Origin of the sequence: Variovorax sp. OV700, from assembly GCF_900099805.1 — a bacterium.
Taxonomy (GTDB): domain Bacteria; phylum Pseudomonadota; class Gammaproteobacteria; order Burkholderiales; family Burkholderiaceae_C; genus Variovorax.
Map to the genome: position 1 here is coordinate 1 of NZ_FNDR01000018.1, position 15,484 is coordinate 15,484.

General features: G+C 59.6%; 11 protein-coding genes. 2 read left to right on the forward strand and 9 right to left on the reverse strand.

Features of this window, described 5'->3' with window-relative positions:
* Nucleotides 1–482 precede the first annotated feature (482 nt).
* From BLR24_RS28175 to BLR24_RS28205, 7 genes are all read right to left on the reverse strand, one after another.
* Entirely contained in the window at nucleotides 483–1,925 is a 1,443-nt protein-coding gene (locus tag BLR24_RS28175; protein WP_254787637.1) for a hypothetical protein, read from the reverse strand.
* A gap of 2 nt (nucleotides 1,926–1,927) precedes the next feature.
* The gene (locus BLR24_RS28180; protein ID WP_093023636.1) at nucleotides 1,928–3,229 is read right to left on the reverse strand and encodes a hypothetical protein; all 1,302 of its coding nucleotides are present in this window, start codon (nucleotides 3,227–3,229) and stop codon (nucleotides 1,928–1,930) included.
* Between the two features lie 21 nt (nucleotides 3,230–3,250).
* On the reverse strand, nucleotides 3,251–6,901 hold the full coding sequence (locus tag BLR24_RS28185; RefSeq protein ID WP_139188810.1) for an nSTAND1 domain-containing NTPase: 3,651 nt from the start codon (nucleotides 6,899–6,901) through the stop codon (nucleotides 3,251–3,253).
* Nucleotides 6,901–8,967, reverse strand: a complete 2,067-nt coding sequence (locus tag BLR24_RS28190; protein WP_093023640.1) for a CHAT domain-containing protein — start codon at nucleotides 8,965–8,967, stop codon at nucleotides 6,901–6,903. Before BLR24_RS28190 ends, BLR24_RS28185 begins: the two co-directional genes overlap by 1 nt.
* Nucleotides 8,968–9,139: 172 nt before the next feature.
* Nucleotides 9,140–9,694, reverse strand: a complete 555-nt coding sequence (locus BLR24_RS28195; RefSeq protein ID WP_139188811.1) for a hypothetical protein — start codon at nucleotides 9,692–9,694, stop codon at nucleotides 9,140–9,142.
* A gap of 178 nt (nucleotides 9,695–9,872) precedes the next feature.
* Nucleotides 9,873–10,151: a hypothetical protein gene (locus BLR24_RS28200; RefSeq protein ID WP_139188812.1), complete on the reverse strand. Its 279-nt coding sequence runs from the start codon at nucleotides 10,149–10,151 to the stop codon at nucleotides 9,873–9,875.
* 8 nt (nucleotides 10,152–10,159) lie between these two features.
* On the reverse strand, nucleotides 10,160–10,375 hold the full coding sequence (locus BLR24_RS28205; RefSeq protein ID WP_093023646.1) for a hypothetical protein: 216 nt from the start codon (nucleotides 10,373–10,375) through the stop codon (nucleotides 10,160–10,162).
* A gap of 752 nt (nucleotides 10,376–11,127) precedes the next feature.
* On the opposite strand from BLR24_RS28205, the gene BLR24_RS30815 reads away from it, so the two are divergent.
* Nucleotides 11,128–11,268 (forward strand): hypothetical protein, encoded by a 141-nt coding sequence (locus BLR24_RS30815; RefSeq protein ID WP_175543372.1) that lies wholly within the window; start codon nucleotides 11,128–11,130, stop codon nucleotides 11,266–11,268.
* Nucleotides 11,269–11,354: 86 nt separating this feature from the next.
* On the opposite strand, the gene BLR24_RS28210 is transcribed toward BLR24_RS30815, so the two are convergent.
* The gene (locus tag BLR24_RS28210) at nucleotides 11,355–12,572 is read right to left on the reverse strand and encodes a tyrosine-type recombinase/integrase (RefSeq protein WP_093023648.1); all 1,218 of its coding nucleotides are present in this window, start codon (nucleotides 12,570–12,572) and stop codon (nucleotides 11,355–11,357) included.
* A gap of 265 nt (nucleotides 12,573–12,837) precedes the next feature.
* On the reverse strand, nucleotides 12,838–13,233 hold the full coding sequence (locus BLR24_RS28215; protein WP_093023650.1) for a hypothetical protein: 396 nt from the start codon (nucleotides 13,231–13,233) through the stop codon (nucleotides 12,838–12,840).
* Nucleotides 13,234–14,184: 951 nt separating this feature from the next.
* Here BLR24_RS28215 and BLR24_RS28220 point away from each other — a divergent pair.
* A complete protein-coding gene (locus BLR24_RS28220; protein WP_093023652.1) occupies nucleotides 14,185–15,480 on the forward strand; it encodes an HlyD family secretion protein in 1,296 nt (431 codons plus the stop codon).
* Nucleotides 15,481–15,484 lie beyond the last annotated feature (4 nt).

Sequence of the window (15,484 nt, forward strand, 5' to 3'; positions counted from 1 at the left end):
CGCATGGCGCGTGGCGTTCGCTCTGCTTCAGCACGTCACCGACGTCACGCCCTAAACGGTCCAGCCGTCAACAACGGCCTCGAGCGGACTATTACTAAGGTTGGCACCTGGCGCGCAGTTTAGCGTAGCCGTTGGTTGGCAAGCAATAGCGCGTAGCGCAGGGCGCTGGCGGCCGGTGTCGTTATCGTGGCCTGCGTAAATGCCCGTTTATCGGCGGTTGGTACTGCTATGACGGTTGAGCGACAAGAGACAAGGCAATTGCTGCGCCCGCGCTCCTTGGTCCGTTCGATCTAGATCGCGTTCGCGTGATCCATCCGTTGGGCAAGGCACCACCCCTGGCCCTGAGTGTTTGAATATATGAAACCAGCAGCCGCAGTATTTGGCGGATGAATCCCCGGGGAACTAACTCTTCGACAATGCGTGCAGTTCGCGCAGACCTACCGCGAAATTCGCGACAAAAGTTTCGCACAGTCGATGCGGGGCTAGACAGAAGAGAATGCGCCGGAGTTGTCGGCACTGGGGCGCAGGCGCACGGCGGGATCCCCCAGAACCACGTAGTTGCGGCAATCATCGCGAGCGATACGCGCAGACAGTAACTCGCTGTCGCTAATTTTCATGCCGTATTCTCGGTTTGTGAGCAGGTCGGCCAGCTCTGTGCTGAGCACGCCCCATTGACTGTTGAACGAGTCGGTGGCTGCCCCCACGCGGTAGCCGGCGAGGAGCCGACCAATTACACCCCTGAATCCTTGCGTCTGTGCTTGACCGCGGCTCGAAAGAAAACTCGAAGCCCAGGCCTTGTCGATATGCCCTAAGGTCGCAAGCACCCCACCTTGTGGAAGCGTCATCAGGTGCTGCGGTAGTCGGGCGGTCATGGCGACTGGCGCGCAGCGCTTGGTGCCTGGCGGGGCGTTGAAATTATCGAACTCGGGTGTCCCGGCGCCGTAGCATGCAAAGAAGAAGTGGATGGCCCCATGCATTCGAGCATCGACTGGGACATCCTCGGCCGCAAACCAGTCACTGGCACCGATGTTGCCGTACCCCGCCCAGTCCTGACAAACGAGCGAACCTTGGTAGGCCGCGAGCCGTGGATCCTGCTTGTCAAAAGCCATCCCGTGTGACCCAGTGAGAATTATCGAAGGAGGTCCATCGTTGCAAGTCATTGCATTCGCCAGGCCTTTCCTCGTGGCCTCCGAGCCCAGAATCGGGTTCACGGAGAAGCCGGCGGATTTGCCGATCGGTGGCCGGGTTTTGTCACCCTCACAGAAGGGCCGCGCGACTCGCTCGGTGAATAACTGAGTCGCCCGATCGAAGTCATGGCAAGTTGCAAAAACATCTACGCTCCTTCGTGTTGTTCTGGAGCTGTCGGATTCGAATTTCTCGATGCTCTCGGCATACGCACGCAGGCCCTCTAGGTTGCCGAAGTCGAGACGTCCCACGGCCCCAACGATGTCCAGAGAATACTGGAAGGAGAACGGTACCGACGTTGGTGGGCCGACGATGGCGAGGTAGTACGGCACGCCATTACTGGGATCGATCATGCTAAGCGAAGCACCATGTCGAGTCAGCCACTTGCTCGCACTTTCGCCAGTTCGCCAACCATCGGCCCCGGAGAACACGCGAAACCGTTCGCCGGCTTCTGCCTTGCGCAATTTGATTAGCGGATGCAGTGCATCCAGGTAGGGGACTGGATCCTCTTCTGCACTAAATATTAGTCCCCAGCCGCACTGCTGCAAAGAGTTGGGGTCTGCTTCGAAGGATACGTCAAACGTCTTGTTGTAAGGTATGGGAGCACCGGCAGCTTCCTCGCCTTCACGTTGCGCGGCGCGCAACAGCGCCGGCACATCATTGGTTGGTGGCTCGAGAGGTCGGCATGTAGTAGCGTCAATGCCGAAGGAGATAGGCCCCAGCGAATCGTCCGAGATCATAGTCACACCGGCAGTGCGGCTTGCCAGATTAGATGGGCTACCTCCGGCCCGGCAATGTCGCTGTGCGCGCCGGACACGCCATCGATCTTGCAGATGAACTGACTTCCATCGACGTTGTAGATGACTGAAGACTTTAGGTCATAAGCTTCCGTTGCGGGGCGCATGAGCAGTGATTCGGTTGGCGTCCCGCAGATGCCAAAGGCACCTATAGCTCCAAACTGGGGAAGGGTGTCGTACGCGAACTGGTTCGCCACGCCCGCAGCCCACGGATAGAGCTTTCCGACGGCGTAGTCATGCTTCGATCGCGTAGTGACGATTGGCCCACTTACTTTGGAATCTGCCAGTACGCGGCTGAAGTAACCGGCTACGCCATCTTCGAACGGAATTTTTGACGCATAAGCCCATAGCGACATGGCGCCCTGTACTAGTACGCACGACGCGACAGGCCGTGGCAACGGAGACGTTGCATGGGGCCCCGCCAGAGCGGAACTCATCACGATGCACCCGAAGCTGTGTCCCATCAGGTGCACCCGCACATATGGATTCTCGGTCATTAGGCGCGCGATGAATCCGTGAAGGAAGAGTTCGCCAATCTTGCTGGCGCGCTTCTTCATCGTCCAGAAAGTTAGTTGCCGCAGAGGCGACAAAAGTGAGCCCGAGGCGCCTGACCCGAAGGACACTTCGTCCTGTGCGGTTTCAACGGTTTGGTCGGGGTTAAACGATGCGCGGTCGGCAGCGCCCTCGCCGGGCGTGCCATCTGCGCCTAGGGCCAGGGCCCGATCCAGCGCGAAGTATGCGTCGCGCGCTTTAGGTGTCAGTTCCAATGCGGCGGCGTTGGTTCGCAGTTCGGCGAACAACTGACCCAGCGCTTCACGCACGGCAGGCGTATCGCCAAGCGGCACCGCGTACTGGTCGACCAGAGTGTCTACGGTAAATGATAATTGCGGCGCGAAGCTGTCTCCGACCGCTGGCGTCTCGTCGCCCCAGGCCAGGCTTGGCCAGTGCAAGCCCACATGCAGTTCTTTGAAGCCGGGGCGGGACTTCTCCATCAGGGCCCTGTCGGCTGGTAGTCCGGAGAAGGCTCCAACCCATTTGTCGTACTGCTCATACGCCGCTGGCACATCGCCTTTCCAGCCGTGGCTCCACAAGAATACATCGGTCACGGGCGCTGCTTTCAGCAGCCGGATGATCTCGTCGGTGGTTCTGCCTCCGTTTACGTCAGGATCGGGAATCTCATGACCGTCAGAGTCGACGGCGAGCAGGTGGTACGTGGCTTGTACAGCGGGGATGTTTCTTTTGGGCATGGCTGAGATCCTTTTGTAGATCTATTTCTTTGCACAACTGACTAGGCGATCTGTGACTTGCTTGAAGAATGCCTGATATTCGGCCTCGGTAAAGTCCCCCCGCTTTGCAAGAGCACAAGCACGCCTTTTCCAGGTTTCGAGGCTTAGGTCCCACACGGCGACGCCTTCCTTTCCGGTCGAAACCAGCCATCGACCGTCCGGCGAGATGTCTAATCGCTTAACTGCAGAACGGTGGAACTCCTGTGTCACTTGCAGCGACAAGGGACGGTCTGGTTCAATGACGTAGAGCTTGCCGTTCTCGTCGCCTACGGCGATAGCACCTAACCGACTCACAGCCATTGCAGACGGGACGCTGACCGCGTCTCCTTTCCATGTCGTGAATACTCTCTCGCCGAGCGAGAAGCTGTAAATCAGACCGGCATAGTTGGCCACCCACAGTGCGGTGCCATCGGGATTGAATGCCAACGCGCGCACATCCCCGCGCGGAAGCTCCGGCAGAGCCCTGTCCATAACAGGCTCGACGCTGGGGCAGCCAATGGGGTTCGACCTGAGCCGCCAGAATGCTATGCCTTCGTTGTCTGAGGTAACGAACTCTTTGGACTTCGGCCGGAACGCAATGAGCCGAACACCACGAATTGGGAAGTCCGTCGAGAATGTCACCTCGCAAAGAGTTGTACCCCCGCCTTGTGGGTGGAAGCCCCACGCCTTCACCTGGGTTCTTATCGGTCGCCGTGTCGTCGTCGTCAACGCCATCAGCACAGATGCATCGTCGTCCACGACCACTGATTGGATTTCCTCGAAGTCCAGCTTTGCTCCTTCTAGCCGCTCGAAGGGGCGCACAGGATCTCGGCGCACAAACACCGCATCTTTTTGCGCCGCGAACAGCGCGCGACGTTCCGACGCCCATGCCAAGGCGACCGCTGAGTCCAGAGGAGCGCGCGTGAGATCGGCGCCGTGTGGTCCGTCATCGGAGACTTTTCCGGTCGATATGGCATCGGGTGTCGCGGCAAAATATACGACCGCGCCACTGGTGCCTTGTAGTGCTGCGGCATGTGCGCCCAAGAATACTTCGCGCGCGAGAGGGTGACTGTTCCCCAGCGAAACTTTCAACTGATCACCGATTTCAGTTGTCACGTAGACGGTTGTTTCGTCGGGTGCGAGTGCGGCGCTGATCAATTGGCGCGGGAGCTCGAGAATCGGCACAAGGGTTGGGGCGGACTTCCCGTCGACGGGCAACGTCCACAAGCGCAGTCGTCCGTCCCATCCCGCCGATAACAACCTGCCGTCCTTTAGGAAGCGCAGTTCGCTGACGGCGTCAGTATGTGCATCGATGCGCTGCAGGTGCTTGCCGGCAGAGTCCCACACATGGATTTTTCCCGCGCGATTGCCTGCTACTACAAGCTTCTGGGTTGGGCTCACGGCAACGCTATAGAACGCACCCCTGGAATCGTCCTCCCGCGGCTGTGCCGGCAGCGCGGTAGCTGTCGGCTTGTCGTTGGGTGAGGCAGGCGGTTTGATAATCATCACCTGCTCGTCGGTGGAGATATCGGCCGACACTAGGCGCTCCGGTGAGGTGAGTATCCCTAGCGATGACACCCGCGAGTTTTGCCTATATGTCCACAACGGCCGGGTCGGAGCCTCGGAACCGCGCGGAAGCGCCCACGCCGCTACGATTCCGCCTTCATTGCCGGAGTAGAGAACGTTCCCGGAACGCGCCAGCGCTCGTATGGGCCTGCGCATTAGAGGGTGAACACCGGTGTCGTCATCCGGGGGTACAAGAAGCGCCACACGCTTTTTGCCGGCCGGATCCCAGAGCGCAATGTTACCTTCCGAGCCCCCCGTGGCAATCCAATCATCAAGCACGAGGCCGGCCCGTACGCCCTTGGGGTGCGCTTGTTTTACTTGCTCTATCGGAATTTCCCAGATCGTCGCGCCATTTCCGGCGTCGGCGACGCGCAGCAAGTAGCGCTCTGCGCCCAATTCCGCGACCAACCGGTACTTGCCGTTGATCCAGGCATATGTAGATTTGCCCGTGCCTAAGGACTCGGTGCTTTGGATATGTCTTGTGCGGTTCAACCAGTCGCCGAGGAGGTTGCGAAAGTCGATGGCGACAAGTCCGGGATGCGCATTCTGCAGTTCCGTGCCGGCCACGACAGCAAGGCCTGCAAGGTCAACCGGTGGACTGCTGCTAAGGATTGAGTGCAGACCGGTTTGCGTAGCGGTCACGTTTTGCGTGAGTAGGAGTCTAGTTCGAGACCTGATGCTGTCCCACTGTAGGTAAGCGGCAGCGGAGACTGTCAATACGACTAGGCTAGCAAGTATGCGAAGGTTGCGCCACGTTGACCGTTGCACGCGATGGTTGCGGTGGCCCTCAAGGAAGCGTGCTTCGAGATCGGAGCAGGCCGCGCTGTCGTCATCGGGAATGCTGGCTCGGCTCTCTTGGCTCAGGGTCAAGTAGAAGGACGGTCGTTCGCCGCCGAGGTGCCACGACCTTGCCAGCTGTTGCCACACAGCAAAGTGCTCGCCACGCCATGTCTCGATGCTCAGCCGGATTGGTGCGGTTAGGCTGTCGTGCGCCAGTTCGTACCATTCATCATCTTGTCGGGACTGGCGCCGCACCAAATGCGCTTCTTGCAGCAACCGAAGTTCCTCCGCCGTCGGTGCCTCGGGGTCGGCCGGATCGACTGTCGCCGCGGAACGTAGCCCGCTTTGCGTCAGGAGCTTGCGATCGATCCAATCACGAACGATGCGCGCACGTTTCTTGTCAGTGGCACACCGAATGAGTTGTTCGTGACAGTATTCCTGGAGTGCGGTGTCAAGCCGAAAGTTTTCCAGATCCTCCGGGCTGATGGCACTGACAGGCCCTTTTTTAGCGAGCTTGCGCCACAGGTTCGCGCAAATGACCTGAAGCTGTACTGGCTCGACGGTAGTGCCAGGTACCAACTCCAGTTTGCCCTCTGGGGTTCGTACCTTTGTTTTGCTCAGCTCGTGCACGATCAGTTCGGATGCATCCATGCCAGTTTGGTCGAGCTTGAGCTCTACGCCTGCCGCCTTCAGAGGGCCTCGGATCGCTCTGATGGCCTGATCGGTGTTTAGCAGGTTAAGTCGGAACGTGTTCGACAGACGGGACGGGACTAGGTCTCTGAACTGATCCAACCAAGAAAAGTACTCCTCACGCATGCTCGCAATGAGCCAGACCGGGCTACCTTCGCGCGCAAGTAGCTCTCCTAGTTGGCGAAAGAAAGCCTGCTGCTCCCTGCCTGAGGCGCTGGTAGTGAACAGTTCCTCGAATTGGTCGATTACGAGCAGCAAGCGCTTAGGCGGTGTCGACGCGGGTAGTTCCAACCGCTCGAAATAGGTTATGAGTGAGTCTTCAATCTGAACAAGACCGAAGCCGTCCGCCTCCAGTTGCTTGAGCAGGCGCATCGTGAGCGATTTCTCCGTCGATCCGGAGAAGCGCAGGATGGGTGACACATGGAAGCGCTCGCGCAATTCGTTGAGAAGCCCATTCGCAGCCGTCAGCAACGACGTTTTTCCTGCGCCTGAGGTTGAATAGAGTACGACGATACGGTCGGCAACAGTACGCCAATGCAGTTCCTCGACCTCTGCGTCGCGACCGAATAGGAGGTCGGTTTTACCTAACGGGGCTGGCCCGACGAACGGCGAGTCCATCAGGCACCGTCGGCTCGCGTCTTCAGCTCCGCCACGAAGGTTGCGACATCGCCCCAGTACAAGCGCAGCTTGGCTTTGGCCTGCAGGTACTGTTCTATATATCGACGTGCGCTGCCCGGGTCCAAGATGCTATTCGGATCGATCTGTACTGAGAAGTGTGCGTAGTCGCTTCGCAGGTCGCGGCCCTCCAGCTGCAGCAGGCTGCGAAAGAGCACACGGAAGTCCCATGCATCGGCCTGGAAGCCGATGAAGAGTAGCCCACTGTCGCTAAGACGGCTGCGAACTGCAGGCGGAACAGCGTCCTTTGCGGCGGCGGCCATGGTCAGGTAATCGAAGAACTGGTCCTCGGTCATTACTAGTGAGCGAGGCGCTGACAGGTCACCAAACAGCTTGACTACTACGGGGAAGTCGCGCGTGGGCTTGGCGGGTGCATCCACCGGTGTGTTGTCGACGTAGGCCTGGTCGCAGGCGGCCGATGCATCATTCCATCTCAAAAGGCGCACCCGTGGATGCTTCGCACCTTGTTCTCTGAGCGCGTCGACCAACAAATCGCTGGGGTCTGTCGTGACATACACGGGGAGACGGTAACGTGCGAGCACGGTATGCGGATCCGTACCTTCGCTGTCCGCTGCACGCACTGAAATTCCGACCGCCGAGACGACTTCACTCAGGCGGTCCTGAAGATCGGCGGGCGACAATTCGGTCAGTTCCGCAGGCACGTGCTCCGGGAAACGATCCAGCAGGCGTTTGTACACGTGCTTATAGAACTCCTGCCTCGGGGACGCGGGCTGGCGGGTTACGGCAAGATACTGGGCAACTTGGGGCAGATCCTCCGTGTCTTTCCCACTCATGGGGTAGCGGTACATCTCGCCCCACTGCACCGCCAGTTCGCGCCGGGTGCCGAAGTACGGGTCGCACATTCCCGGACCAAGGATCGGCGTGCAAGAGGCGGTTCCAAGGTTGCTGATGATGGCCTGCCATGGATCGGCGCCGTCATCTGAACTGCCAAAGCCTGGGGGGTACCAAATTCTCGCACTGTCCAGCCGGGTGAAGAGGACAGGAAGCCACCAGTCCGTACGGTCCATCACCTCAAGTCGCGCAGTGGAGGCAGCGCGATCGACTTCACCGTGCTCCGAAAGTTCTCCGAAGAATATCGGCATAAATTTCTGGGCGGTATCAAAGGACAGCTTTCCTTGCATCGCGAGTACGGCAGGCACTCCCGCACTAGCGAGCATTGGCCCAATTGCGCCCATTGGATTGCGGCCGTTGCCCGTGCCCGCACTTTCGCACGAGCAGAGCACGATCAGGCTGGGCGGTCGATCCAGGCTAGCGATTCGAGCGACAAAATCTTCGCCCGTCACAATAGTTGCTTTGCCGCTGTCATCCTCTAGCCATAGCGCCGCGCCCTTGGGACCGAACGAGCCATGACACACGAGGTACAGAATATCGGCGCCATCGCGCAAACCCTGCATGATCTTTTCTAGAGTGGCAGCCCCCTCGCCGGTAAGCGTTCGCGCCTTGAGCCTTAGTAGGGATGCCTTCGCAATCCGCTCCTGATTCTCCACGTCGACGGGCTCAAAGCCTTCACTTAACTCACGCGGATTCGCGATCGCGAGTACGGCCTGGATTTCTTGTTTGGGGCGAAGCATCGGGAGGCGGAATTCGCGGGTGAACAGGTATCGCGAGAAAACGCACTTCGTGTTTCGTAGCAAAGGCATGTGGGAATCGTTCGGGTGCGTCATCGTTTCCCAGGGAATACCGTGCAACGATGCCGCAGCAGGATCCAGCCGCAGCCTCACGCGTAAGTGGAGGCCGTTGTTGGCGGAATACGTACTCGCAGCGACGAACGCATCGCGCAACTCCGTCGGCGTAAAGATCGCCTTCGACAAGATTGGACCGCTCTCGGCCGGGTTTCCGGAAAATAGGCCGGGGGCCTGCGGATCCAGGTCTAGCCTCACAAAAGGCGTGATGTTGTCGCCCGACGTCACGCGATGACGTGCGGAAGCAAACAACGCATCCGTGGAGTCGCGCTGGATGACTAGTTCCAGTTCTGAGTAGCCCCTCATCTACCCTCCTGCTGCCATTGCTGGCGCCTCGGGCATTCTGCAGCTCCGGCTCCTGGGATGCAAACGAATTTCTTCGTACGAGGTGAGCTGGTTAGAACTGTTGCGCTGTCTCGCGCCGCTGCCCTAAGCGGCTGTACGCCCTTTCTTGATCGCGGTCTCTTGAGTTGCATCGCTAGAACCGATACATCGGCTCAGCTTTAGGGCAGCGATTCATCATCCAATCTGTCGGTTCAGCGGTCGTGAACGACATCGAGTGTTCGGATGCCGTCGGGTCCTTTGCCGCTACATATAGACCTAAGACCACCGCATATGCGCATGCGCCCCAGTCCTGGAGTTTGTTCTCGCAGAAATTCTCTGCCTTTTTCGATCCCGGAGGTCCCGGAACGATCAGCACCTTTAAGCAATATCGTGCGTGATGCCTCACCGAATTCAGCGGGGAGGTGATGTTGTGATGAGTCTCGTCCCGATCAAGAAAAAGCTCGCGACGCAGCCTTGTGGCTGCACCCAGACCTTCGCTTTGGCGCTCAGTGTCTTTCAGTACCCGAAGGTTCTTCGTTAAATTCTTCGACCCTTTCGCTAGCTCTTCTTGCAGGTCTGATAGGGCCGCGATCTCGTCCCAGACTACCTTCTCGTACTGAGCGACGAGCGCTTCGCGATCCCGCCGGTCCTGCGTCTTACGAATTTCGTAGCTGATCCACAGACCGAGTCCGCCGATGGTGAGTGGCACGAGCAAGCTCGTGAAGATCTTCGCTACTTCAAGGGAGTTCCAAACACCTTTCCTCGCCTCTGGCGTGCGCTTGCGATTCTTACGAAGCGTTTGGGTTCGCGGTGGCCTGGATGTTAATGGTGCCATGCCTACCTTTCCTCTTGAAGATGGAGTAGCGCAGGTTTAGCTTGGAGGATTTTTAGATCCACCGGGGAGATGACTGCAAACTTGCCACCCCAACCAGCAGCGCGCCAAAAGGCAGAACGAACCAAAGGTTTGCTAAGGGCGCGCCGGGACCTTGTTTCCGAGAAAGGTTCTTGGCTTCAATCAAGGCTGTGGTGCCGATGCCGGCGAAGAAAAGGCCAAAACCCAACGACATCAGGGCGGCTTGATACTTGCCACTCTGTGCCATGGCGACGGTAGGCGCCGCGAAGAACACCATAGCCGCTACAACAAGCAACCTAGTTAACCAGCTCACTTAGTCTCCTACGGGGCCTTCGGCGTTCCGAAACGCCACGGCCGCGTCGGCATCGGCCCATTCGCCGTCGGCAGGTAGACGTAGCCGGCCTGACCCGCACTGTTCGCGCCGCCGCTGCCGGCCTCCGAGATCAACGTGCCGTTCTCGTCGTAGACGTACGCATAGCCCAACTGCTCGGCCGTAGGGTTCCACAGCTTTGTGAAGAACGCGATCACGCTCTGCATGACGCCCGGGCTGGCCCGGCGGGTACAGCGGCTCGGTCTTGAACACGAGCTGGCCCAGTGCGTTGTGCGCGTAGCGTGTGGTTGGACTCACGTCAGTGGCTTGCTTGGATAGTGGCATGAGCGGTTGCCGCGAGAAAAACATGCCCGACCAATATTGCAGCCAAATGGCGGCCAACGAGCTTGGCCGGGGCATGGCAAGTCCGTGCCAAGCGAGCCTCGAGCCCGTGCGTTAAAGATTTCATTTTTTTCCCTCACAGTGCCGGCCAACGGTCTTGGTTGATGCTCTGCTTTTCAGCGATTAGCCTTCGCTGTGCCGTTCCTCAACGACGACAAGCGGCAGTCTCGGAGAAACCAGATTGCCTGCGCAATCCCCTATTTGGGGGAGATGAGTTGGCGGGGGCCGAGGAATGCGGCGGGGGCGGAGTACCTGCCGACTCGGGAAACCTCAAAAGCTACAACCAGTCGAGGAGCTTCAGCGAGAGTGCGCAAACAAATGCGCAGATTTCAGCAGCCTCGGCTATCGTGAGCTGACCTTTACTTGTACGGAATCACAATGTTTTGATCTTTGGCTTCTCCTGCCGTTTCGTTGGAAGCTCGCCTTTTGTGCCATTACAACAGCCGTTTTCGGCTCCTGCCTAAGTCCGACATCTATTGCGTTGGGACTCGTCTTTGATCAGGATCAGCGGGGACATTGCGATAGGCAGTGGCAGAAGGATATTTCCCCCGCCGTTGCAACAGGGAAGAGTTCTGCGATGGATGAGGTCGACAGGGCTCGTTCCAAGTGCTCCCAGGAGGTCGATTCAAGCCTGATCGGTGAGGCAAAGGCCTTGCTGGCCGGGCGCTCTCTGATTGCCTCGAAAGATGACCATGGAGCAGAGGGCAACGCTCGTTGACAGAACTCCTTGGCGCGATGGCTGAGAACGGTCGTCGAACGAGAAAATCTGCGTGGCCTACTCATGCAGGCAGCACTTGCCTGCACTTATCCTAGAAGGTAGATGGCCCAGTCTTCCATTAGCTGCTTGCGCTTTTCCACCATGTCACTGCGGGCATACGCACGTACGGTTTGGTCTCCGACGACGTGTGCCAGCGCAAACTCCAACATCTCGTCGGGGTATTGAGTCACTTCCATGCCCCAGGTGCGGAAGGTGGCGCGGAAGCCATGCATCGTGTACTCCAGACCCATGCGGCGCATGAGCTGGGTGAACACCATGTCGCTGTAGGCTTTGCCCTTGGGGTTGAGAAACACCAAGCCGTTTGACGTCTGGTGATCTTCGATGCCCTGCAGTTTGCGCGTCTCGAGCAGGACTTCACGAGCGCGCGTTGACAGCGGCACCCGGTGCTCGCGACCGGCTTTCATGCGCTCACCCGGCACGGTCCAGGTTGAAAAATTGGCGTCGAATTCAGACCACCGAGCGCCACGAACTTCCCCGCTGCGGGCCCCTGTGAGCACGATGAATTCGAATGCGAGCTTGACGATAGGCGTGGCAGTGCCGGCTTTGACCTTGGACAGCAAAGCAGCAACTTCAGCATGCGGGCACGAGGCATGGTGCTCGACTTTCCGTGCGCGATCATTCGCACCTAGCGCCAGCTTCAGTTGCTCCCAGAATTCTTGATCGAGGCCGGTGCAATAGTCCTTGGCAGCGCCGTAGTTCAGAACGGTGCGAACCCGCTGAAATACGCGGCTTGCCGTTTCTGCCTTCTTCTTCCAAATGGGCAACAGCGCCTTCTGAATCTCGGCTTTTCCCACTGCGCCAACCGGAAGCTGGCCGCACACCGGGAAGACGTATGTTGTTAAGGTGTTGATCCACTGGTCGCCGTGCTTGGCGTTCTTCCAGTTGTCCGCGTGGGCCTTGTGGTACTCGCGGGCACATGCCTCGAAGGTCACGCTGGTTTGCGCTGCTTTAACCTCTGCAGCCTTTCGCTGCACGAGGACCGCTGAGCGATGGGCAATGGGGTCGATGCCCTGGTTTATTAGCTCCCGTTGCAGCTGCGCCAGCTCCCGTGCGCGTGCCAATCCCACGTCATACACGGAGCCCAGCCCCATCTCTCGCGATTTGCCGTTTAGGCTGTACCGCAGCAACCATGACCGGCCGCCCTTGGGTGCTATCTGAAGGTACAGGCCACGGCCGTCGAGGTAGTAGCCAGGCGGTTTGTTTTTGCTTTTTACGGCGGCGTCGGTCAGCAGGTTGTGGCGCATACAAAAGTGGTATAGCCAAAATCCGCATCCGAACTGGCTGTACCCCCAATCTTACCCCCTTTTTATACTGCGCTACCCTGGTTTTTGCTGCATTTTGCTGCACAACAGCTATCAGCTAAGTGGCTGTTTTTAAACAGTTTTTGTACCTTGTTGATTGCCCTTGCACAGCCCTGCAGTTAGAATGCGGGGGCCACACTCTCCGCCAAATCCGCCACTTCGCGCAACAGCCCATCGAAGCCGAAGCGCCGCCGCCCACTGCGCACCACTACTCAAACCGTATCTCAGCCACCGTAGGCGCATTCGGTTCCCGGGTATCGGCATTCGCAAGGGCGCCGTCCTTTTCGTTGCGGAACCAGTAGCGGCAGCCGGTTCGCGTAATCATCGTCACGCACATGGAGCCGTCGGGGTTGAAGAACCACTTGCCAGAGGCCTTGCCAGGCCCGCTTCGATTGGCAAAGTCGACGCGGCCGTCCGAATAGAACTGCCAGCGCGAGACCATGCCGGTCGAAAGATTGCTTGAAACGATGGGCTTGCCGATCAAGGTGGTCTCGATCTCGGCTTTGCTCAAAAACACGCGGTCATGGATTGGTGCGTGCTCTTCGGAGATGGCGGGCACGGCGGCAACGCAAAGCAGCGTGCGGATGGCGTAGCGTGTGAACATGACATGCCCCTCTGACGTCGCGTAGTCGGCGGGCGTACAGCCGTGCGCGTGCGTCCAACCGCCTGGTTGGCCTGTCGGTAACGCCGGATGGCGTTACATGGCATTAACTAAAAAGCGCTACATCTCTGCGCGCTAGATCCGGCCGGTGCACGCGAACGAGGCCTGCTTCTTCCTGAGCTCCACAGCCACGCCGGGAGGCTGTGGCTCGAGATCGACCCGAGGAAGGCGGCATTCTTTTTCGGCAATGACACGACTTGTGCTCCGATGGGCCCTCGGTAAGGTGGCCGAAGGGTGTTGTGGGGTGGCTTTCGCAAACTTCTTGGCAAGGTGCCAGCGACTGCGGATGAGCACTATGGATGCAACTGTGCAGTTGCTTGTATTGCGCTGTGTCGTGCGTACGGCGCTTGTAAACGGCCGCCTCGTGAAGCGCCTTGTGCGGGCGGAAGCGCGACCCCTTCGAGACCGTTGCGGAATGGCACGCTGGCCGCTTTTTTCTCGGTCTCGGCGTTGCCTAAATCCGTCAGAGTCGCACGGGTTGGTTACTGGATATGTTCGGCTAACCCAGGCCGCGGCTGCTGCTTCCCGATGCCTCGATTTCCGCGCTCCGGCGCTTTTTGCGGACGCGGCTTGGAGAGCTTGCTGGGCAACCCTGAAACCGGCTGGGTTTGCCTGCCGGACGAGGCCTTTTGTTGTCAACAGCGATAAATCCGACGCCACTGTAGGAAGTTAGCTCGACCGAATGGTCGGTCAGGATGTGAAGTCCGCACATCTTGTTGCTCACCGAAGCAGTGGTAATTCGGGTTTAGCCGTACCTTCGTATTGCACTGCAGCATGCGGACGCGGCGGCCCTCGAGGCGCCGGCGGCTCCGTTCGGGCTACAGGCGAGTTCCCTTTCATTCATGGATGTTGCGCCGATTTCCGGCGCACGCCTTTCGCATCAAGAGGTGGGGTATGCGTGTGTCGAAACTGCCTTCATTTGTTTTTCCCCGCGGCGATCGCCGCACTGCCAGCGCGAGGGCCCGTCGGGTTCCGCGCAGCCCTCATCGAGGCCGGCAGGCGGGCGCCTTCGTTCCCAAGCTGGCGGCCTATGCGCTGCTGGCCTTCGTGCTGTGGCTGATGGTGGCAACACTGGTCCAGCCGCTGTTGTCTTCGCAAGCCACCCGGGCGGTGCTGCAGGCGCCGGTCGGCCTGATCACGTCGCCGATCAACGGCGTGGTGTCGCAGATGGTGGTGCATGCGCGCGACACGGTGGAGCCCGGCACCGTCGTGGCCACGGTGCGCAACCCGACGGTGAGTCAGGAGATTCTCACCACGCTGCGCTCGCAGCATCTCGCGCTGCAAAGCCAGTTGGCGCAATTGGGCAACCAGTTCAAGGCCGACAACCAGGAGATGAGGTCGGTCGGGCAAGAGGCCACGGTTCACCGCGAGGCATCCGTGGCCCAGGCCTGGGAAGGCTGGCAGATTGCGCAGCGGCAGCGCGACGTGGCGCACAGCATGGTCGAAGAGCAGGAGAACAAGGTCAAGACCAACCAGGCCTTGCTCGAACAGGGCGCGATCAGCGAGCAGGTGATGAACGCGTCGATGGCGCAGCTGAACACGGCGCGCGCCAATGCGTCGGTGGCGGAGCAGGCCTTTGCCGGGCAGGCCCAGACCGTGGCCAGCGCGGGGCAGGGTGCGTTCGTGGGCACCGGTGGCAACAGTCTCTTTCAGACGCTCGCAAGCCGGCGCGAGGTGCTGCGCAACAGCGTGGGCCGCGCCCAGCAGGACGGCGCCGCCATCCTCCAGCAGCTCAAGCAGGTGATCCAGCTCGAAGACGAGGAACGGCGCCGGGTCGAGAAGCTGTCCTCTTACGAAATCAAGGCCTCGCAGGCGGGCCAGGTTCACTCGGTGCTCGCACCCGAAGGCGCGTACGTCACAGCGGGTGCCTCACTGGTGCGTGTGACGGACTGCAGCCGGCTCGGCGTGGTGGCGGTGTTTCCGGCGCGGGTGGCAAAGCGCCTCAGCATCGGCTCGACGCTGGACGTAACCCTGACCGAAAACGGCGCCGCGGTGCCAGCGCGCGTGGAGCAGTTGCTGCCCGTGGCGTCTGAAGAATTGCAGAGCACCTACAGCGTGCCGTTCCCCTTTGCCGAGCAGGGCTCCATCTACGCGGTGGCGCGCATCGAGGCCAAGGACGTGTCGTCGGCCGCCGCGGGCAACAACCTGTGCGCGCCCGGCAAGGTGGTATCGGCCACCCTCAAGTCCTGAGCGC

What these genes read in the sequence shown, in the direction of transcription:
- BLR24_RS28180 (WP_093023636.1), bottom strand. Translation starts at nt 3,229, where the DNA reads ATGCCCAAAAGAAACATCCCCGCTGTACAAGCCACGTACCACCTGCTC.
- BLR24_RS28220 (WP_093023652.1), top strand. Translation starts at nt 14,185, where the DNA reads ATGCGTGTGTCGAAACTGCCTTCATTTGTTTTTCCCCGCGGCGATCGC.
- BLR24_RS28185 (WP_139188810.1), bottom strand. Translation starts at nt 6,901, where the DNA reads ATGGACTCGCCGTTCGTCGGGCCAGCCCCGTTAGGTAAAACCGACCTC.
- BLR24_RS28190 (WP_093023640.1), bottom strand. Translation starts at nt 8,967, where the DNA reads ATGAGGGGCTACTCAGAACTGGAACTAGTCATCCAGCGCGACTCCACG.
- BLR24_RS28205 (WP_093023646.1), bottom strand. Translation starts at nt 10,375, where the DNA reads ATGCAGAGCGTGATCGCGTTCTTCACAAAGCTGTGGAACCCTACGGCC.
- BLR24_RS28215 (WP_093023650.1), bottom strand. Translation starts at nt 13,233, where the DNA reads ATGTTCACACGCTACGCCATCCGCACGCTGCTTTGCGTTGCCGCCGTG.
- BLR24_RS28210 (WP_093023648.1), bottom strand. Translation starts at nt 12,572, where the DNA reads ATGCGCCACAACCTGCTGACCGACGCCGCCGTAAAAAGCAAAAACAAA.
- BLR24_RS30815 (WP_175543372.1), top strand. Translation starts at nt 11,128, where the DNA reads ATGGATGAGGTCGACAGGGCTCGTTCCAAGTGCTCCCAGGAGGTCGAT.
- BLR24_RS28175 (WP_254787637.1), bottom strand. Translation starts at nt 1,925, where the DNA reads ATGATCTCGGACGATTCGCTGGGGCCTATCTCCTTCGGCATTGACGCT.